This window comes from Pedobacter ghigonis (assembly GCF_903166585.1).
GTDB lineage: Bacteria > Bacteroidota > Bacteroidia > Sphingobacteriales > Sphingobacteriaceae > Pedobacter > Pedobacter ghigonis.
Window position 1 is genome coordinate 104084 of the sequence record NZ_CAESCM010000005.1, and the last position, 20672, is coordinate 124755.

At 43.1% G+C, this 20672-nt stretch carries 11 protein-coding genes; 8 read left to right on the top strand and 3 right to left on the bottom strand.

Annotation, left to right across the window (positions count from 1 at the left end; translation table 11 throughout):
- Positions 1-20 precede the first annotated feature (20 nt).
- Complete coding sequence (locus HWV58_RS09545) at positions 21-833, bottom strand: MOSC domain-containing protein (protein WP_175633894.1); 813 nt, start codon at positions 831-833, stop codon at positions 21-23.
- Between the two features lie 122 nt (positions 834-955).
- Complete coding sequence (locus tag HWV58_RS09550; RefSeq protein WP_175633895.1) at positions 956-1843, bottom strand: helix-turn-helix domain-containing protein; 888 nt, start codon at positions 1841-1843, stop codon at positions 956-958.
- Positions 1844-2214: 371 nt separating this feature from the next.
- On the opposite strand from HWV58_RS09550, the gene HWV58_RS09555 reads away from it, so the two are divergent.
- Together HWV58_RS09555 and HWV58_RS24425 are read left to right on the top strand one after the other, a co-directional pair.
- On the top strand, positions 2215-2922 hold the full coding sequence (locus HWV58_RS09555; protein WP_175633896.1) for a hypothetical protein: 708 nt from the start codon (positions 2215-2217) through the stop codon (positions 2920-2922).
- Between the two features lie 7 nt (positions 2923-2929).
- Positions 2930-4951: a plastocyanin/azurin family copper-binding protein gene (locus tag HWV58_RS24425; RefSeq protein ID WP_175633897.1), complete on the top strand. Its 2022-nt coding sequence runs from the start codon at positions 2930-2932 to the stop codon at positions 4949-4951.
- Between the two features lie 77 nt (positions 4952-5028).
- Here the strand turns inward: HWV58_RS24425 and HWV58_RS09565 are convergent, their stop codons facing one another.
- Positions 5029-8973 carry a hybrid sensor histidine kinase/response regulator transcription factor gene (locus HWV58_RS09565; RefSeq protein ID WP_175633898.1) on the bottom strand — a complete coding sequence of 1315 codons (3945 nt, stop codon included), beginning with the start codon at positions 8971-8973 and terminating at the stop codon, positions 5029-5031.
- Between the two features lie 439 nt (positions 8974-9412).
- On the opposite strand from HWV58_RS09565, the gene HWV58_RS09575 reads away from it, so the two are divergent.
- The 6 genes from HWV58_RS09575 (at position 9413) to HWV58_RS09600 (ending at position 20432) form a co-directional block, all read left to right on the top strand.
- The gene (locus HWV58_RS09575) at positions 9413-10681 is read left to right on the top strand and encodes a glycoside hydrolase family 88 protein (RefSeq protein WP_175633899.1); all 1269 of its coding nucleotides are present in this window, start codon (positions 9413-9415) and stop codon (positions 10679-10681) included.
- Positions 10682-10813: 132 nt separating this feature from the next.
- On the top strand, positions 10814-13963 hold the full coding sequence (locus tag HWV58_RS09580; protein WP_175633900.1) for a SusC/RagA family TonB-linked outer membrane protein: 3150 nt from the start codon (positions 10814-10816) through the stop codon (positions 13961-13963).
- 19 nt (positions 13964-13982) lie between these two features.
- The gene (locus tag HWV58_RS09585) at positions 13983-15674 is read left to right on the top strand and encodes a RagB/SusD family nutrient uptake outer membrane protein (RefSeq protein ID WP_175633901.1); all 1692 of its coding nucleotides are present in this window, start codon (positions 13983-13985) and stop codon (positions 15672-15674) included.
- 70 nt (positions 15675-15744) lie between these two features.
- Positions 15745-17334, top strand: coding sequence for a DUF4955 domain-containing protein (locus HWV58_RS09590; protein WP_175633902.1), 1590 nt, complete (start codon positions 15745-15747; stop codon positions 17332-17334).
- A 75-nt stretch (positions 17335-17409) separates the two neighbouring features.
- A complete protein-coding gene (locus tag HWV58_RS09595) occupies positions 17410-18885 on the top strand; it encodes a sulfatase family protein (protein ID WP_175633903.1) in 1476 nt (491 codons plus the stop codon).
- Between the two features lie 26 nt (positions 18886-18911).
- Entirely contained in the window at positions 18912-20432 is a 1521-nt protein-coding gene (locus HWV58_RS09600) for an alpha-L-fucosidase (protein ID WP_175633904.1), read from the top strand.
- The last annotated feature ends 240 nt before the right edge of the window (positions 20433-20672 follow it).

Below are 20672 nucleotides of genomic sequence, written 5' to 3' on the forward strand. Positions count from 1 at the left end.
CTCAAACCACTACCCCAGTTTCACTTCCAATCCACAACCCTGATCTCATCTCCGGTACGGATTAAACCCTGTGCCTGAGGAAGGAGGTTCTGGCCGAACATAATTTTTTTATTGATGGTGCGGTAGCCGGCTAAGGTGCGCAATGGTTCCTGGCCTTTTTCGCCGGTTTGCTGGTTGATGGTAATGAGCACACAGCGTGCACATGGTTTTACTGCCGAAAACAGTACATCGCCAATGTAGAAACTTTTAAAGCGGTCTTCCAAGTGTGCTTCGCCACCCGTAAAAACAAAATTAGGGCGAAACCTATCCATCAGTACCGGTTCCTGTAATTTTTCGTTAAGCCCGTTTAAGGCCGATTCACCGATCATCAGGCAGGGATAACCATCGGCAAAACTTACAATTTCATCGTTCCCGGCATAGTCGCGGTCAACGTAACGCTTCTCTGCCAATGGCATTTTTACCAGCTTTACCTTAAATTGCAGGTAAGCTGAAAACCACTCGCTTACGGCCTGGTTTACTTCCAGTCCGGTAGAAGCATCATCCCAGATATTTACTGGTATTTGCTCGCCTGTATCTTCATCCAAAGCAAAAGAAATAGTTACTTCAGGAGTTAGTTTATGGACAACAGTTAGCTTTCCATCGGCAATGCTAACCTGTAAAAGTGCCAGTTCAAAATGTTTGCGCTGGGTGATAAACATTCCCGTTTCATTTACAAGCATCCACCTTCTGTCGTATTTTAAACCCTTCTCTTCCAAATGCGCTTCGTTAAGTCTAAATCCGCCCAGCGATTTTATCGGGTAAACATATATTGCAGAAAGGGTAAGCTCGTTCATGCTTTAAAGGTAAAAACAAAGCGGTAATTATTGTGCACAAAGATGAATACAGTTTATGCATTCAAAGCGGCTGTTATGGCAATTTTTAGGCAGAAGGGAGGAACTTGATAAACAATAGTTGCTTACAAGGTAAAGCCTACCGTATAAACCTGTTTTTTATAGGCACCCGGCGACATGCCCGTTAGCTTTTTAAATGATTTAGAAAAGTAAGAAAGGTTATCGAAACCAGTTTGGGTAGCAATTTCAGAATAAGAGAGGCGGCTGGTGGCTAGCAAATACTGCGCGCGTTCTATCCGTTTGCCCAGTATGTAAGTAACGGGCCTTTCGCCGGTAAAGGTTTTAAACAGGCGAGAAAAATAATCAGGATGCTGGTTTACACGCGATGCCAGCCCGGTTACCGATAATTCCTGATGAAGGTTAACCAGGATATACCCTACTGTTTCGGCTATTTTGACGGGCGTTTGGTGGTTTTCTGACTTAAAGCATAGCTGTGGGGCAAGTAAACGGCCCATTAACTGGAGCAATATTCCTTGTGTTTCCAGGTAGCTGGCCACATGTTGCCGGTTATTCAGTTCCTGGTATTCTTTATAAAAAATGTTTTTTTCGTACACTTTAGGGTCATCAGACCTGTTAATGCCCCGGCCGGGATTAATTTCTAGCAAACGCTTAAAAAGCGCAACATCCATGGGGCTCGCCTCAATTTTTGAAACTGTACGGTTTCGCGCAAAAAGTGAAATGCCATCTGCCGATTCTTCAAAAAACTGCACAAAATACTGACTTAAATAGTCGTTACAATGCAGGTTGCAGAGGGTAAAACTGGGGATAATATAAAGGTAACCAGCTTCGAGCGGCAAAACCTGCGATTGATCGGATATTTCGCCCGAGCCACCATCTATGTAATAAATGCGGTAATAGGGACTAATTACGTTGCGGTAATCCCATTTAGCTGAAAGTTTTACATAATCAACATTAAGTAACGAAAAGGTATGCTGCAATACACGCTTAATCATTTTTTAACAAGTCGGATTTTTACAATAAATAATTGTTGCACGCTGATTTGCGTAGGGTAAGATACTTATTTTTGATAATACCGGCCAAATCTGATGCGCAGCCCATTAGGGGATTTATTTTTTACTGGTTAATTTTTAATGCAGCATACCGATGCTATACCATAAACTTATTTAGCGGCTGTGTAGTTGGGTTGTGCTACCGTTTGCATTGTTTTAATTTGCTGATAATAAGCTTGTTGAATTGAATTTCAAATATTGTTATATCAGATTTTTTGTAAACTGATGTGCTATTAATATATTTGTTATGCAACCGATTGTTTTGGTCGCATTAACCAAATAAAACTATGATCTACAAACGATTGATGAGCTGTATGGCACTTCTTATCTGCTGCGCATCTTATACTATGGGCCAAAATGCGGGTCCTTACGTAATCAACGCAGTAAACAAACCCTATTTATTGAGGAGTTTTCTCCTGTTTGAAGGAAAGAAACGTACCCATGTTATTTCGGTAGGGACACCCGAAAAGCTAAATTATACCTACGATTTGAAACAAGGTGCCTTGCTGCAGGTGTGGCGAGGTGATTTTATGGATGTAAAAGAAATGTGGAAAGACAGGGGAGAACCCCAGTTAGCCAAACCTTTGGGGACCGTTTTGCCATTTTCTGCAGCGCCAGCCCTTGCTGTACTGGCCGATAAGGATGCTGCCTGGCCCGATTCTATTGCTTTTGACGAGCTCCAAAATAAAGGCTATGTGTTAGATAAGAACAAAATGCCTGAGTTTTTATATGCGGCTAACGGTGCCGATGTAAGCGATAAAATAACCGTTCAAAATGCAGGTGCAGCACTAAACCGTACCATTAGCATCAGCAATGGCAAGCAGCCACTGTATTGCCGTATTGCCGCTGCGCCAATTATTGATGCTCATAAAAACAATACCTACAGCGTTGGCGATAAAGCATACACCGTAAAAGTTGCCGATGGCACGAAGGCTTTCATCAGGAAAACCCAAAATGGTAAAGAGTTACTGGTGCTATTGGCCAACCCAACCGATTCGTTAACCTATTCGCTAACCTGGTAATCAAAACATGAAAAGAACTAAATACTTATTGTCTCTTTTGTTATTTGGCACAAGCCTTGTAACGGTAAAAGCACAAACCGAAAGCCAGATTTATCCCATTGTAACCATACCCATACCAAAAGAAATTGCACTTGAAGTTGGCGGCATGACCTTTTTGCCTAACGATGAACTGGCTGTAGCTACCCGTAAAGGTGAAGTATGGATTATTACCAACCCCTATATGAAAGACGGGCAGCAACCCAAATACCGGTTGTTTGCACATGGTATGCACGAAATATTGGGTTTAAATTATATCAAGGGTGATATTTACCTTACCCAACGTGCCGAAATTACACGCCTGCGCGATTTGGATGGCGATGGAGAAGCAGATGAATACAGCACCATGTATTCGTGGCCACTATCAGGCAATTACCACGAATATGCCTATGGCCCTATATTGGATAAGGACGGGAACATGGTGGTTACCCTGAATGTGGGTTGGATTGGCTATGGCGCAAGTTTATCTAAATGGCACGGCTGGATGCTCAAATTTACGCCCGATTTTAAATTAAAACCCTTTGCAACTGGTTTCCGCTCACCTGCAGCCTTGGCACTCAATGGCGATGGTGAAATATTTTACGCAGAGAACCAGGGCGACTGGGTAGGATCGGGCAGTATTACCCATGTTGAGGAAGGCGATTTTGTAGGTAACCCTGCCGGTTTGGTCTGGGCAGACGAACCTGGTTCTCCGGTAAAGCTGCACACGAAAGATATTCCGGATACTGGCGAGCCCAAGTTCGAAGTAGCTAAAAGGGTACAGGGATTAAAAAGCCCTTCGGTATGGATTCCGCACTCGATTATGGGTAATTCTACATCGGGCATCTTAAATTATTCGGACAATGGTAATATGGGGCCTTTTAAAGGACAACTTTTTGTAGGCGACCAATCGCAGAGCAACATTAACAGGGTGTATTTAGAAAAAATTAAAGGTGTGTACCAGGGTGCGGTATTTCCGTTTCGCCGCGGATTTTCTTCCGGCATACTCAGAATGAACTGGGGTTCAGATGGCAGTATGCTGGTGGGCATGACTTCGAGAGGCTGGTCATCGACCGGAAAAGCTGAGTATGGCTTGCAACGTTTGACCTGGTCGGGCATTATGCCATTTGAAGTACAAACGGTAAAAGCACAGCCTGATGGTTTTGAACTGGAGTTTACCCTGCCGGTCGACGAAAAAACAGCCCGCGATGCCGGTACCTATAAATTATCGACTTTTACTTATAAATACCATCATATTTACGGTAGCCCTGTAATTAACCAGTCGGCGAGGAGCATTAAAGCTGTGGTGGTTTCTCCTGATCATAAACGTGTGCGTTTGGTACTGGACAGTTTAAAAGAAGGTTATATTCACGAAATCAGAATGGAAGGGTTGCGTGCGGAAAAAGGCAATACACCTTTGCTGCATAATTACGGGTATTATACCTTAAACAGGATTCCGGATGGAGAGAAAATAGCCCTGACTGCCGAAAATAAACCCACAGGTAACATGGTGGGAGAGCATGCTATGGCAGGAATGGATCATCACCAAATGGGCAATATGCCCGCAAGCGGCGGGGCTGTTAAAGGTAATACCGATGCCAGTAAGCATGTAACCACACAACCCGAAAACTGGTCCAAAGGACCTGATAAAACTATTTTGCTGGGAACCAAACCTGGTTTGAAATTCGATATAACCAATATTACCTTAAAGGCGGGCACAAAAGTGAAGTTAACCTTTGCCAATGCCGACGATATGCTGCACAATTTTGTGCTTACCACGCCGGGATCGGGTAATGCGGTAGGCGAAATGGCTTTGAAAATGGGACTTGACGGCGAAAAGTATGATTTTGTTCCCGGTAGCACCAAAGTGCTGGCACATACCGTATTGCTGCAGCCTGGAAAATCAGATACGATTTATTTTACAGTACCTAAAACCCCTGGCGTATATCCTTTTATTTGCACCTACCCGGGTCATTATATGGTGATGAAAGGCCTGATTAAAGTGATTAAATAACACTCGCATTTAACAGCCAGTAATTATGAATAAGCAGATTGAGCCTGAATTTAGCGCTTAATCTGCTTTTTTATTCCTTAATTTTTAATGTAATGGCTTGGCGTTATGCCATAAACCCTCTTAAACTCGCGGCTGAAGTATTTTACATCATTAAACCCTACCTGTACCGCTACCGAAAGAATAGAGGTTTCGCCCTGCTGCAATAATGTAACAGCATGTTTTAAACGCTGTGTTTTAATAAACTCATTTAGTGAAAGGTTGGTGAGCGCACTGAATTTTTTGTAGAGCACCGATTTACTCATGCCTATTTCTAAAGTAAGGGCAACAATATCAAAATCTGCATTGGCTAAATTCTCGTCAATAATGAGCTGTAGTTTCGATAATAGTTTTTCATCAGCAGAGGCATTAGGCTGGTGCATCATAGGAGGCAGCTGCAACTGTTCGCTGTATTTCTTTTGCATGGCCGTTTTTAAAGCCAGCATGTTGTGGATATTGAGTTGAAGGATTTTATTGCTGAATGGTTTGGTTATATAAACATCAGCACCATGCTGCAAGCCTTGTATCTCATGTACCTGTGCCGATTTAGCGGTGAGCAGGATTACCGGAATGTGTGAGGTACGGACATCTGTTTTAATTTTTTTGCAAAAGGTTAACCCGTCCATAACCGGCATCATGATATCGCTGATAATCAAATCAGGCAGGCTGGTACTGGCCGTTTCCCAGCCCTGCAAGCCGTTTTCACTTAGCTGTACCTGGTAATCGTTCTCCAGCGATTGCTTAATAAAATCCCGCAGTTCGGCATTATCTTCTACAATAAGCACCGAAGGCTTGTTTTTATCAGGGCTTGCAACTGTTTCGGTAAACGGGATTTCGGGAGCATAATCAGGCTCATACTCCAGCGCATAGCTTTCCGATGTCATCAGCTTATCGGTATAAGCCGTTGTTAAATGGCTGTTGCCCAGTTGCAATAATACTTTAAAGGCTGTGAAACCCCGTTCGTGCTCAGTAGCTAAGCTGCTGTTTACCTTAACTTCTCCTTTATGCAGTTCTACCAGCTTTTTAGACAGGGCCAAACCAATACCCGTACCCATGCTTTGGTCTTCCTGATAAAAGTTCTTGAATATATCGTCGATGTTATAAAGCGCAATGCCTTTTCCGTTATCGTTAACGGTAACACATACTTGTTCAGGGCTGTTTAGCTCAATCACAAGGCTTATTTCGCCATCGGCCGGGGTAAATTTGAATGCATTGGACAGCAAATTGAAGAACACCTTTTCCATTTGGTTTTTGTCAAAATAAACGGGTATGGCTTCATTTGTAGTTTTAAAAGTATAGCTTATGTTTTTGGCTTCGGCCAGGTGCCTGAAATTTTCATATACCCCGCGTAAAAAAGCCACTATATCAGTTTCGGTAAAGTATAAACGCAGGCTTTCCGAATCGGCCTTTCTGAAATCAAGCAGCTCGTTTACCAGGCGGTATAAGCGCTCGGTATTGTTTTTAATGGTTAAAGCGTATTGGTGTACAATGGTGTTATCGCTCGTAAGCTCTTCCAGTTTCTCGAGCGGGCCTAAAATTAGCGTAAGTGGCGTTCGTATTTCATGCGATATATTGGTGAAGAAATCCAGTTTCATCTGGTAGTTTTTCTTCTGGTGTTCGGCTTCAATATGCTCCAGATAGAGCTCTTGTTTCAGTTTGGCTTTCGCCCTGAAAAATTTAATAATGTAGGCCACAATAAAGTAAATGGCTATGGCATAAAGTAAATAAGCCCAGATGGTTTTCCATATTGGCGGTAAAACGGTAATGGTAACCGATTTGATTTCCTTACTCCAGATACCATCGTTATTGGTTGCCTTAACCAGAAAAGTATAGGTTCCTGCCGATAAATTGGTATAGGTGGCAGTAGGTACTTCGACATTGTTCCAGTTGCTTTCAAAACCTTCCAGCTTATAGGCATATTTGTTTTTACTCGGTTTTATAAAGTTTAGTGCCGAAAACTCTAAGGTAAAATTGTTCTGCAGGTGGCTAAAGGTGATGTTTTTGCTCAGGTTAATATCTTCGGTAAGCAGTCCGGTTTCATCGTTAATTTTAACCGGGTTATTAAAAAGCTTTAAGTTCGAAAGCACCACTTGAGGGGCAGTATTGTTTTTTTCTATTTTCTGCGGATCGAAGGTAACCAGGCCGTTAAAGGTGCCGAAAAACAATGCTCCGTTGGCCGCTTTGTAAAAAGAGCTGGTGTTAAACTGGTTGTCGGGCAAGCCATCCAGCATGTTAAAACTCCTGAAAAAGCGGGCTTTACGATCGTATTTTACCAAACCATTATCGGTACCAATCCATAAATTGTTTTGATTGTCTTCAACCAGGCTTAAAATGTTATCGCTGGGCAGGTTGTTTTTATAGTTAAACAGCTCGAAGGTTTTATTGCGCTGATTGAGCAGGGCTAAACCCTTGTGGTAAGTACCAAGCCAGATATTTCCTTCACTATCCTGCTGAATGCAGTTAATATTCAATTTAAATGCATGGTCTGGTTCACCTTTGTAATCTTCAGGCTGTATGGTCAGGTTAGGTGAGAGGCTGTATAAGCCGGCTGGAGTACCAATCCAGATCTTGTTCTGACGATCCTGAAAGAGTGCAGTAATTTTTTTATTAAATCCGCTGTTGCTACCCGCTAAATTTAACAGCTGAAAACGTTTGGTTAAAGGATCAAAAAGGTTTAGGCCTTCGTCGGTACCAACCAGTACCTGCTGCCCGCGGCTCACCAGCAGGCAGTTCACATTATCGGATGCGATATTGTTGCTGTTATTTCCAATCCCCTTGCGCTTGTACACGGTAAATTTTCCGGTTTGGGGATCAAAATAACTTAAGCCTCCAACTGATGTGCCGATTAGTACATGCTGATACTGATCAATCGCTATCGCTTTAACCAGATTGGAGCTAAGGCTGTTTGGATTGGCTGGCGAATTCTTATAGCTGATAAATTGATTGCTTTGCCTGTTGAAATAGTTTAAACCACCAGCTTCGGTACCTATCCACAGGTTATGCTGTTTATCTTCTACTATAGCACTTACTATACTGCTGCTGATGCTATTGGGCGAAAGGTTATTCTGATAGCTTTTAAAAGGGGTATTAACCGCATATACCACGTTTACACCACCAAAAAAAGTACCTATCCAAACCGAGCCGTCTTTATCCTGAAAAATATCATGAATGGAGTTTTGGCTTAAACTGTTTGCATCGGTAACATCGTGCTGGTAATGCTGAAAAGTAAACGAATCCGGATCGCCGATAGAGAGGCCATCCTGTGTGCCAATCCACATCTTGCCATTTTTAACCGCAATGATTTTCCGGATGTTATTGTTAACCAGGGTTCTTTTATCAGCACCGTTTTTGGCAAAGTGGCTAATCTTTTTGGTGGCCATATCCAGGATTTGTATGCCATTGGTTTTAGTGCCAAACCACAAATTGCCGTTTTTATCCTGTGCAATGGCTTTAATCTGGTTGCCATAAAATACATCAAACGCAGCTTCCTGATGCAACAGCACCTTTAGCTTTTTGTTGCTGAAAAAAAGTTCGTATAAGCCAACCGAAGTACCTACCCAGATATGCTGATCCTTATCTTCAAAAATTTCGCTAACCTCGTTACTGCCTTTACCCAGCTGGATGGGAATAATTTTTTTACTGTTTGCTGCAATAAATTTTAATCCGGTTAAGGAGGCTATCCAAAGTTGCTTTTGTTTATCCTCTACAATTTTGGTTATCCCCGAGCCAATTGGCATAATATGCTCGAAAGATTCGTTAACGGGGTTGTATAGGTCTAAACCACTGTTTATTACCCACATGCGCTGGTCGTTCCTTATTTCCAGGCATTTAATGAAATCGTTTGAAGAGATTGAACCGGTATTTTGCGGGTCGTTTTTAAAAATCCTGAATGTGCGGCCGTCAAAGCGGTTTAAACCGTATTTTGTGCCCAGCCAGATATAGCCCGTAGTATCCTGATTGATAGATAACACCGAATTGTTAGACAAGCCGTTGCTGATGTTTAAGTGGTTGAAAATTAGCTGGCTACTTTGGGCGTGGCTTTTAGTGGCATTAAAAAAAATGCAGTAAAGCCATATCAATACCAATGAAAATCGAAGAGCCTTCAAATTTTTGTCGTTAAGTTCTGCTTGTTATTTGGTCTAAATGCTATTGGGTAGCGCTATTATTACTGGCAATCGTTCCTAATATCTAACCGGGATGAAGCGATTTGCATTAGCAATAATCAAATTTAGGAATGAAAAGGAAATATTTACCCTTTTTAAGGAAAAAAATTACCCTTCAACTGGCAGAACTACAGCAATTTCGAATAAGACAAAAGGCCGGGTAAACAGTGCCACATAGAGGCTTACAGCATTTACACCACCTTTTACAAAACGAAAAGAACCGGATACACCTGGAAACAGGCATGCACTAACCAAATTAAAAATGATAAAGAGAAATTTACTGATCGCCGCTTTTACTTTTGCTTCGTTAACCACTATAACGAGTACAACCAAAGCCCAAACCGAAGAAAAGTTTATTACACATAACCTGGCCCTTTGCCAAAAACGGGTAAAAGAAATGTTGGCCAGCAAAAGCCTTACGGCTACAGCTTTTCCGCAAACAACCGATAAAGAAGGGAAACTGCGCAGTGGTGGCTTATACGAGTGGACTACCGGCTTTTTTCCGGGCAATCTATGGTATGCTTATGAGACCAATAAAGATGCCGCACTAAAAGCACAGGCCATCCAGTGGACAGAAAAGTTAGCACCGCTGCAAACCTTTACCGAACACCACGACCTTGGTTTTATGATGTACTGCAGCTATGGCAATGCGTACAGGCTTACCCAAAACGAGAGTTATAAGCAGGTTTTAATGAATTCGGCCAAAGCATTAAGTACCCGCTTTAACCCGGTTACCGGTTGTATTAAATCGTGGAATGTGTTTAAATCGTGGCATGGCAAAGAGAGCTATAATTTCCCTGTAATTATCGATAATATGATTAACCTCGAGTTGCTGTTTTTTGCCTCAAAAGTTTCGGGCGATACCAGTTTCAGGCATATTGCCATTACGCACGCACTTACTACGATGAAAAACCAGTTCAGACCCGATAACAGTTCGTACCATGTGGTTTGTTACGACGATAAAACCGGTAAGGTACTGGCACGCGAAACCGCACAAGGCTACGCCGATAATTCTACCTGGGCGCGCGGACAAGCCTGGTCTATATACGGTTATACCATGACCTACCGCGAAACCAAAGATGTTCGCTTTTTAAAAATGGCACAGGGTTTAGTCAACTATTTTATCGACAGTAAAAATCTGCCTGCCGATTTCGTTCCTTACTGGGATTTTAATGCCAACCAGGCAGGTTATACACCGGGTGTAAACTCCAATGCCAATAACATTAACGTAAAATACCGCGATGCTTCGGCAGCAGCGGTTACCGCATCGGCCTTGTTAGAACTGAGTACTTATACTACAGGTAAAACTGCCAAAAAGTATAAAGATGCAGCCGTAAAAATGCTTCACTCGCTGGCCACACCAGCATACTTTGCGGCAACAGGTACCAATGCCGATTTTATTCTGAAACACAATGTAGGATCGATTCCGCACAACAGCCAGATCGATGTACCTTTGGTATATGCCGATTACTATTTTATGGAGGCATTACTCAGGTACAGGAAGCTAAACGCAGGATTAAAACTGTTTTAAGAAAATTTAACCCAGTGTGGTGAAAAAGGATAAATTTCACCCCTAAAAGGAAAAAAATACCCCCTAAATTTACAACTGGGGGGTAAATTTGATACCAAACAACCAACTATAAACTTTTATTGAATTAGTGTTATGAGAAGAATTCTGCTATTTTCAGTCTTCCTACTGACCGTCTTTTCGAGTTCTGCCCAGCAGAGTAAGATAATAACCGGAACTGTTACCGATCAAAAAACCGGCGAAACCATAGCCGGTGTTAGTATAAGTATTAAGGGCACAACCAAAGGTGGCGTTACCACCAGGGCACAGGGTGAGTACAGCATCAGTATACCTACCGATCAGCCAACGGTTTTGGTATTCAGATACGTAGGTTACCACGCCAAAGAGGTAACTGTAAACCAACAAAAAACAATAGATGTAACCTTAGCCGAGCAAAACAACGACCTGGATCAGGTGGTGGTAGTAGGCTATGGTACGGTAGCCAAAAAAGACCTTACAGGTTCGGTAAGCTCGGTTAAAATGGCCGAGTTAAACAAAGCACCGGTACGTTCTTTCGATGAGGCTTTAGCAGGTCGTGTAGCTGGGGTGCAGGTAACCTCGGCCGATGGCCGCCCGGGTTCAGGTGTTGATATTGTGATCCGTGGTAATAACTCGGTTACGCAGGCCAACAGTCCTTTGTATGTGGTAGATGGTTTCCTGATCGAAGATCCCAATAACAATGTGGTTAATCCGGCCGATATCGAATCGATAGACATTTTAAAGGATGCATCGGCAACCGCTATTTACGGTGCCCGTGGCGCCAATGGGGTAGTGGTAATTACAACCAAAAAAGGTAAACAGGGCAAACCGGTATTTAGTTTCTCGAGTACATTAGGGGTGCAGCGCATGGCCAAAAAAATGGAAATGATGAGTCCTTACGAGTATGTAAAATACCAGCTAGAACTTACGCCTGCTTTAACCGGAACACCAGCTACACCTACGCAAATTTATCTTACCGATGGAAAAACCGTTGATTATTACAATGGTGTTAATGCGATTGACTGGCAGGATTTGGTTTCGCGCACAGCCGTATACAACAATAACGATTTTGCGGTAAGGGGTGGAACCAAAAAACTGAAATATGCAGTTTCTACTTCAACAGTTAACCAAAACGGTATTTTATTAAATTCAAATTATCAGAGATACACTGGTCGTGCGGTGATCGATTATGCCATTACCGATAAGTTAAAAGTAGGTATCAACGCCAATTACAGCTTCCTTAAACAAAAAGGGATCGACCCCACCAGGGGCGAAAATGGTGCTACTACCAACGTAATGACTTCTATTCTAGGCATGAGACCAGTTCCTTCCGAAGTGTTTGATCTCGAAGATTCTTTCCAGGATCCGGATATGAACGCCGCGAACGATTACCGTATCAATCCGGTTATCAGCTTGCAGAATTCGTACAATGTAACCACTACACACAACATTACCGCCAATGGTTATGCCGAATATGCAATTCTTAAAGATTTAAAACTGAGATCATCTTTCGGTATCATCGAAAATAAATCCGAAAATGATGTATTTAACAACACCAAAACCTCTGCAGGTCGCCCGGGAGGAGTAAACGGCGTAAACGGAAGAATCAGCAATAACAATTACAGTAACTGGTTAAACGAAAACACGCTTACCTGGGATAAAAAAATAAGTAAAAAGTCGAAATTAAACCTGTTGGGAGGATTTACACTTCAAAAAAGGCACACCTGGAGCAATGGCCGCTCCGTAACCCAATTGCCTAACGAAGACCTGATGTTTGATGGTTTTGACCAGGGCGTACAACAAAGGGTCGATCCTTCTGCATCCGACTGGACCATGGCTTCTTTTTTAGGTCGCATTAATTACAATTACGATTCGAAATACTTGTTTACAGCCTCTTACCGGGCAGATGGATCTTCTAAATTTCCAAGCCAGAACCACTGGGGGTATTTTCCTTCAGCAGCTATTGCCTGGAGGTTTGATCAGGAAAATTTCCTCAAAAAATCTAAAATATTATCAGAAGGTAAGTTGCGTGTGAGTTACGGACAAACCGGTAACAACCGCGTAGGCGATTTCGATTACCTGACCAATTATTTCAATCCGATTGTAAATACCTACACTTTTAACAACGAATATGTACCGGGGGTAATCCCTACCAAACTGGGTAATTCCGATTTGAAATGGGAAACCACCGAACAGGTAGATGCCGGTATTGATTTAGGCTTTTTTAAACAAAGAATTACCTTCAGTGCCGATGTATATAGAAAAGTAACCAAAGATTTATTGTTAAATACCCAATTGCCGCCATCGGCAGGTTTTGGTACCGCATTAAAAAACATCGGTAGCGTAGAAAACAGGGGACTGGAGCTAACCTTAACTACCCAAAACATCGTTACTAAAGATTTTACCTGGAGTACCAATGCCAACATTGCCTTTAACCGCAATAAACTAATTTCGCTGGCCGAAGGTCAGAACACCCTCGAGAGTACCATTAACTGGGATGCCGCATGGCGTAACGTAAGTGCTTATGTTGCAGAAGTGGGCCAGCCTTTAGGTTCTATGTATGGCTACGAATGGTTGGGTACTTATAAATATGCCGATTTTAATACCTCCGTTAATGGCAGCGGTGTTACCGTTTATACCTTAAAACCAGAGGTAGCAACCAATGGCAATACAAGGGCAACCATCCAGCCGGGCGATATTAAATACAAAGACCAAAATGGCGATGGCGTGGTAAATGCCCAGGATTACGTTAAAACCGGAAATGGCTTACCGGCACACACCGGAGGTTTTTCTAATAACTTTACCTATAAAGGTTTCGATTTAAACATTTTCTTCCAGTGGTCGTACGGTAACGATCTTTTAAATGCCAATAAAATGCTGTTCGAAGGCAATTCAAATGGCTTGGGTAATTTTAATCAATATGCAAGCTATGAAAACCGCTGGACGCCACAGAACGCTGAATCTGAAATGTTCCGCACCAGGGGCTTTTTTGGTGGCGGATATTCATCAAACTACGTAGAAGATGGTTCTTACCTGAGGCTAAAAACAGTATCGCTGGGCTATAACCTCGATCCGAAACTACTTAAAAAGGTATACCTTAAAACATTAAGGTTCTTTGTGTCGGCACAAAATTTAGCCACCTGGACCAAATATTCGGGAGCAGACCCTGAGGTAAATACCTACCGTTCTGTTTTAACGCCAGGCTTTGATTTCTCTGCCTATCCGCGTGCCCGTACTGTAGTTTTTGGTACAAACCTTACATTTTAATCAAATAAATTATTTCAAGATGAAAAAGATATATGTATTATTAGTTTTGGTGGCCATTGCCAGCAGCTCTTGTAAGAAATTCTTAGATACCCAGCCAACCGATAAAATTGCACTTGAACAATATTATACCGATGAAACCGGTTTAACCCAGGCTTTGGCAGGGGTGTACGATCCACTGGGTTCAGGTAATGTGTACGGCAATTTACCAAACGGTTTCGAGGCTTGTACCGACGAGGGTTACTATGCCCGCTCGGGTCAGGTAACCGGTATACAGGTATTTAATTTCGATCCTTCTAATACCAATGTAACCAGTTTGTGGACCGATCTTTATACCGGAATTAACCGCGCAAACGATTTAATTGCACACATCGATGTACCGCAAATGGATGAAGGCAAGCGGCAGATTATATTGGGCGAGGCTTTGTTTTTAAGAGGCTATTACTACTTTATGCTGGTTACCCGTTTTGGCGATGTACCTTTAAGGTTAGCGCCAACCACAAGTCCTAACGATGTGCAGTTGGCCCGCACCAAAACGGCTGATGTTTATGCCCAGATATTGAAAGACATGACCACAGCCGAAACAAAAGTGGCCACTTCTACCGCAATTGGTTATCCCAGCCGCGTTTCAAAAACGGTAGTACAGGGTATTCTGGCCAGGGTTTGTTTGCAAATGGCAGGTTACCCGCTAAACGATACCGGTAAATATGCCGAGGCACTGGCCTGGACTAAAAAGGTAATCAGCTCGGGCGAACATGCCTTAAATACAACCTTTAGTACCGATGCTACCTTTAATGGTTTCAATGAAACTTTGCCATCGGTACCAGCCAATTCCAATAATGCCTATCGCCAGATATTTATCAATGCTGCACAAGAGATTTACAACACCAAAGAGAGCATGTGGGAAATTGAATTTAAAGGTAACCGTGCCGATGGTTACTTAGATCTGGGGCCTTTGGGGAGTCAGGTGGGAATTACCATGACACCATCGGCAGCCAATTCGCCCTTGTATTCCTACCCGGGTTATTGCTATGGTTTTATAAAAGGAACCGCACGTTTATACAATAAATACGATGCAACCGGAAAAGATTTACGCCGCGATTGGGTACTCACTACTTATACCTGGACCGTTAACAATACTACCAATACCGCTACAAAAACGGCTATTGCCAAAACCGTACAATACGGCAGGGATATGGCCAAATGGAGAAGAGAGTACGAACTGCTTACGCCTAAAGATAAAAACCAGACCGGAATTAACTTCCCGGTGCTGCGGTATGCCGATATCCTGTTGATGTTTGCTGAAGCTGAAAATCAGGTAAATGGTCCAACAGCCGACGCTTACAATGCCATTAACCAGGTACGCCGAAGAGGTTACGGGTTGCCGGTTGCGGCAGCAAGTGTTGTGGCAGATTTGACCGGACTTAACAAAGCTACCTTTCAGCAAGCTATAGAAGACGAGCGCATGCGCGAGTTGTGTTTTGAAGGTTTACGCCGTATGGATTTAATCCGCTGGAATAAATTTGTAAGCACCATGAATTCGGTTGGCGCCGAAATGGGTGCTGCACCTACCACTGGCGCACTAACTTCGGGTAACCAGCAATATGGTGGTTTAGGCGGCAAAAATGTTACGGCAAGAAATTTATTGTTCCCCATTCCTTCTTTAGAAATGTCGTCGAACAAATTAATTACAGAAAATAACCCGGGCTGGTAACAAGCTGCAAGTCAATAAAATCTGCCGGTTTAAACCCGGCAGATTTTTAGCGTAGTATAACAATCAATGTATGGCTTTAAAAAGAATCATTTTAGGTTTAATTACCATTAGCAGTTTATCGCTCCAGGCACAGGAAAGTGCGATATGGGAGGATTTTAAAACCGCAAAAAGTACAGGTGCTACGCCTGTTTTGCCCGATTTCTCTTATGCCGGTTACCGCTACAGCGAAGAAGCCATACCCACGGTAAATTATAAGGTTTTCGATGTAACCAGCTTTGGAGCCGTTCCAAACGATAATGTATCGGATAAAAAAGCATTTATAAGTGCCATTGCAGCAGCAGAGGCCAATGGCGAAGGGATTATTTATTTCCCCAAAGGCCGGTACCTGTTTAATACCGCTAACGACGACCAAAAGGTGATCCGCATCTCAGGGTCGAAAATTGTACTAAGGGGAGCGGGTAACGGAGAAGGTGGGACTGTTTTGTTTTTTGATAAAGATTTGCCTCCCGCCAATCCAAAGCAAATGTGGTCGGTACCGATGGCCATAAACATTGGTGCAAAGGGTGCGAATAAAAAACTGGCTGATGTAACAGCTAACGCCCCGCGCGAAAGCCACATCATTGAAGTAAGTAATGCCTCTAAAATTAAGGCCGGCGACTGGATTATCCTCGAGGTAACCAATAACAGCCCCGAACTAATTAGTTACGATTTAAAGGGCATAAAACCCGATACCAGCTGGGCTTCGCTGATTAAAAAAGGGGTCCAGGTTAATGAACGCCATCAAGTGGCTAAAGTAGACGGCAACAAGCTTATGCTGGTAGAACCCATCCATTACGATGTGCAGGCCAAGCACCACTGGACCGTTTTGGGCTTTGCCCATTTAAGCGAGGTAGGGGTCGAAAATATTGCTTTCGAAGGCAACTGGCTAAAGAAATTTGTGCACCACCGCTCAGCGCAGGATGATAGCGGATGGAGTATCCTGAGTTTAAACAAATCGGTAAACTCCTGGGTAAGAAACTGCACCTTCCGCAATGTAAACAACGGTTTAACCATCGGGGCATCGGCAGCCTGTACAGCTATTGATTTGGTTTTTGAGGGCAACATGGGACATAATTCTGTAGATGCCGCTGGTGGTTCGACCGGTATTTTGCTGGCCAATATTACCGATTTAACCGGTATGCACCATGCTGTAGGCGTAGGTGGCGGAAGTACTACCGCTACCGTAATCTGGCGTTCGAGATACCCCGAAAATACCTGTTTCGAATCGCATTCCTCGCAGCCACGCTGCACCTTGCTCGATCTGGTAACCGGCGGCCTGTCTGACGGAAGGGCGGGAGGAGCGATATTTAATATGCCCAACCATGGTCGTAATCTGGTGTTGTGGAACTATAAGCAGTTAGGCACTGCCAGAAAGAATTTCGAATTCTGGCCAGCCAAATCAATCTGGTGGAAAATAGTGCCGCCCATTATTGTGGGGTATCATGGTGCCGAAACCACCTTCAATAAAGATCAGGTACAGGTATTGGAAAGCCTGGGTAAAGCGGTACAACCCGAATCGTTGTTTGAAGCCCAATTGGAATTAAGATTAGGTAAATTACCCCAGTGGATAGCCGAAGAGAAAAAGAAAATTAAAGCACAGGATAATCTGGCCGAAAAATAAGAGGAGCAACAGAAAGGAATAAGCACATACCCGGCACAGCTGCCCATAATGAAAACTGATAAAAACCCAAGACGAATGAGCAATAAAAAATATCCTCCATATATCCTGTTTTTTCTTTCCCTGTTAGTTGCGTTTCCGGCCGTGGCACAAAAGGGTACTAAAGCTAAAACTAGCCCAAATTTGTTAATTATCATGGCCGATCAGTGGAGAGGGCAGGCACTGGGTTTCGAAGGCCGTGAGCCGGTATTGACGCCCTATTTAGATCGGTATGCCAAAGAGAGTTTAGTGCTGAGCCAGATGGTGAGTAATTACCCCGTTTGTTCGCCAGCCAGGGCTATGCTCATGACCGGACAATACCCACTCAAAAACCATGTTTACAGCAATGTAAACTCCAGTTCAGCGCCTTTCGGCATCGAACTTCAAAAAGATGCCGTATGCTGGTCGGATGTATTGAAACAGAACGGCTATTCGAACGGTTACATAGGTAAATGGCATCTCGATTCGCCTTATCAACCTTACATTTCTACTTCAAACAACACCGGAAAAGTAGCCTGGAACGAGTGGACTGACCCAGAGCGCAGGCATGGTTTCGATTATTGGTATGCCTATGGTACTTACGATGAACACAACAAACCCATGTACTGGGATACTAATGATAAACGTGACGATTTTAAGTACGTAAACCAATGGGGGCCAGAGCACGAAGCCGATAAAGCATTGGCTTACTTTAAAAATGAAAGCGGAAAAATCCGTAAAAATGGTGCGCCTTTCTCATTGGTGGTTTCCATGAACCCGCCGCACTCTAATTACCGCACCGTACCCGAAAAATACTATAGCCTGTACAAAGATGTTTCTTTGACCGATTTGGTAAAAGATCCCAATATCCCGGCAGCAGGTACGGCATTTGGCGATCAGTACCGTAAAGATGTGCGTTATTATTATGCCAATATTACTGGCGTAGATGAGCAGATTGGCCGTATTTTACAAGGCTTAAAAGATCAGCACTTGGAGGAGAATACCATTGTGGTCATTATGGCCGATCATGGTAACTGTTTAGGTAAACATGACGAAGAATCCAAAAACAACATCTTTGAAGAGTCGCTGCGGATTCCTTTCATTGTTAACTGGAAAGGTCATATCCAGCCCCGTAAAGATGATACCTTTTTAGGCAGTGTGCCTGATATTTATCCAACCCTTTTAGATTTGATGGGATTAAAAAATAAAACACCAAAAGACGTAGATGGTAAGAGTTACGCCCAGTATTACCTGAATGGTAAAGGTGAAAAACCAGCCGAACAGTACATTTTAGGAGCCATTGGCAGCAACAATGTAAACATCAACACCGGTTTCAGGGGCATTCGTACCAAAGACTATAAGCTGGCTTTTGTGAAGAAAAAGGGCAAAGGCGCTTATGAATTGTACGATTTAAAAGCAGATCCTTTCGAACTTAAAAACATTTATCAGCCGGGGCTGCCCATCGTGAAAAAGCTGCAGCCAGTTTTGCTGCAGTGGCTCGAAAAAACAAAAGATGTTTTTACGCCCGGCCAATAACCTTTTAACCTGTTATGACCAAACAAATGAAAAGAAACTTAATTTATAAATGCCTGGTATGTTTGCCATTGCTTGGCACTGTTACCCCCGTGCTTGCACAAAATAAAGAAGCTGATAAAGTAAAAATGGAGCACGCCCAGATTGGCATTGTTGAAGATGCAAAATCGGGCTACAAGCATACCACCCACCCCGGAGCACAGTGGTTTCCGGAGGCTGGTTTAGGTATGTTTATCCATTGGAGCATTTCATCGATTAAACAAATAGACCTCTCGTGGCCCATGATGGCCGGCACCCAGATTGGCTGGCGCTCGCCCAAAATGGATTCGGCATCGGTTAAAAAGATTATGGATTCGGGCAATTATTTTGCCGGAAATGGCTGCGAAAAAACAAACAGCTGTATTACTCCGCTTGAGTATTGGGCACTGGCCAAAGACTTTAATCCTCAAAACTACGACCCCGAAAAATGGATTAAAGCAGCCAAAGCAGCCGGTATGACTTATGCGGTGCTTACAGCAAGACATCATGATGGTTTTGCCCTGTGGCCAAGCGCTTATGGTAATTTCAATACCAAAAACTACATGGGTGGCCGCGATCTAGTAAAAGATTATGTGGCCGCCTGCAGAAAATATGGGTTAAAGGTTGGGATTTATTACTCAGGACCAGACTGGCACCAAAATGGAGATTTCCAAAATTTTATGTACTATGGGCTAGGTAGGGATTACCCAAATATCCCGGTGCTGGATGAAAATTTAAGGCCTCGGACTACCGTAAAAACCGAAGCTGAAAAGCAGGCCCATTACAATGAAATGGCGGCTTACGTAAAAGGGCAGGTTACGGAACTGTTAAGCAATTACGGGCAGATTGATATGATCTGGTTCGATGGAGCAGCCGATATTCCGCGTGGAAATAAAGCCTGGGATAAATGCATAACCATGGCCGAAATCCATAGATTGCAACCTGGCATTGTGGTAAGTCCAAGGTTTTTCGGTTATGGCGATTACAAAACCTTTGAGCAGGATAAAGCATTGCCCAAAACCAAGCAAGATGGCTGGGCCGAACTTTGTACCACCATTACCGATGGAGGCTGGGGCTATACAGGAAAGCCTTTAAAACCCGTTGCGCTGGTGCTCAACAATCTGATTAAGTGCAGGGCCAATAATGCCAATATGCTGTTAAATTACGGGCCAACTAAAGAAGGGGTACTTACTCCTGAAATGTACACCAGTCTGGCCGAAATTGCCGGTTGGATGAAAGTAAATGGCAGTGCCATAAAAGGTGCACAGGCACTCGATGCCAGCGAATCGGCATCGGTACCGGCCACAGCAGCAGCCAAGCGCCGCTACCTGTTTTTACTGGCTCATAAAAAGGGTGAAAAACCAGTCGATGAACAGGTGACTTTTAGCACAAAGGGAAGTATTAAAAACGTAAGCCTGGCAGGCAATAAAGTACCCCTTAAATACAGCGTAGCAAATGGACAGCTTACGGTACAGGTACCGGCAGCATTAAGAACCGTATTGCCTGATGTTATTGAGCTGGAGTTGAAGTAAGCAGAAATCGGGTTGCTTTATGGACTAACCCACAATAAAGGTTGTAAAGGGCCAAAGAACTTAATAAAAATAAAAATGTTGTTACGGAATTGTATCCTTTTCTCTTTAACTTATTGGCTTTTAGTTTTTTTTGCTTTCTGTATTGATAATTAGCTTAGTCATTTGTTAGTTTGAAATAGTGATGACAAGACAATGAAAAATCAGCTTAAATAGGTATTCTATATTCCACCACAAAGTGGG

Excerpts from the sequence above, each read along its gene's own strand:
- HWV58_RS09580 (WP_175633900.1), top strand. The coding sequence starts at position 10,814 with ATGAGAAGAATTCTGCTATTTTCAGTCTTCCTACTGACCGTCTTTTCG.
- HWV58_RS24425 (WP_175633897.1), top strand. The coding sequence starts at position 2,930 with ATGAAAAGAACTAAATACTTATTGTCTCTTTTGTTATTTGGCACAAGC.
- HWV58_RS09595 (WP_175633903.1), top strand. The coding sequence starts at position 17,410 with ATGAGCAATAAAAAATATCCTCCATATATCCTGTTTTTTCTTTCCCTG.
- HWV58_RS09555 (WP_175633896.1), top strand. The coding sequence starts at position 2,215 with ATGGCACTTCTTATCTGCTGCGCATCTTATACTATGGGCCAAAATGCG.
- HWV58_RS09575 (WP_175633899.1), top strand. The coding sequence starts at position 9,413 with ATGATAAAGAGAAATTTACTGATCGCCGCTTTTACTTTTGCTTCGTTA.
- HWV58_RS09550 (WP_175633895.1), bottom strand. The coding sequence starts at position 1,843 with ATGATTAAGCGTGTATTGCAGCATACCTTTTCGTTACTTAATGTTGAT.
- HWV58_RS09600 (WP_175633904.1), top strand. The coding sequence starts at position 18,912 with ATGAAAAGAAACTTAATTTATAAATGCCTGGTATGTTTGCCATTGCTT.
- HWV58_RS09545 (WP_175633894.1), bottom strand. The coding sequence starts at position 833 with ATGAACGAGCTTACCCTTTCTGCAATATATGTTTACCCGATAAAATCG.
- HWV58_RS09590 (WP_175633902.1), top strand. The coding sequence starts at position 15,745 with ATGGCTTTAAAAAGAATCATTTTAGGTTTAATTACCATTAGCAGTTTA.
- HWV58_RS09585 (WP_175633901.1), top strand. The coding sequence starts at position 13,983 with ATGAAAAAGATATATGTATTATTAGTTTTGGTGGCCATTGCCAGCAGC.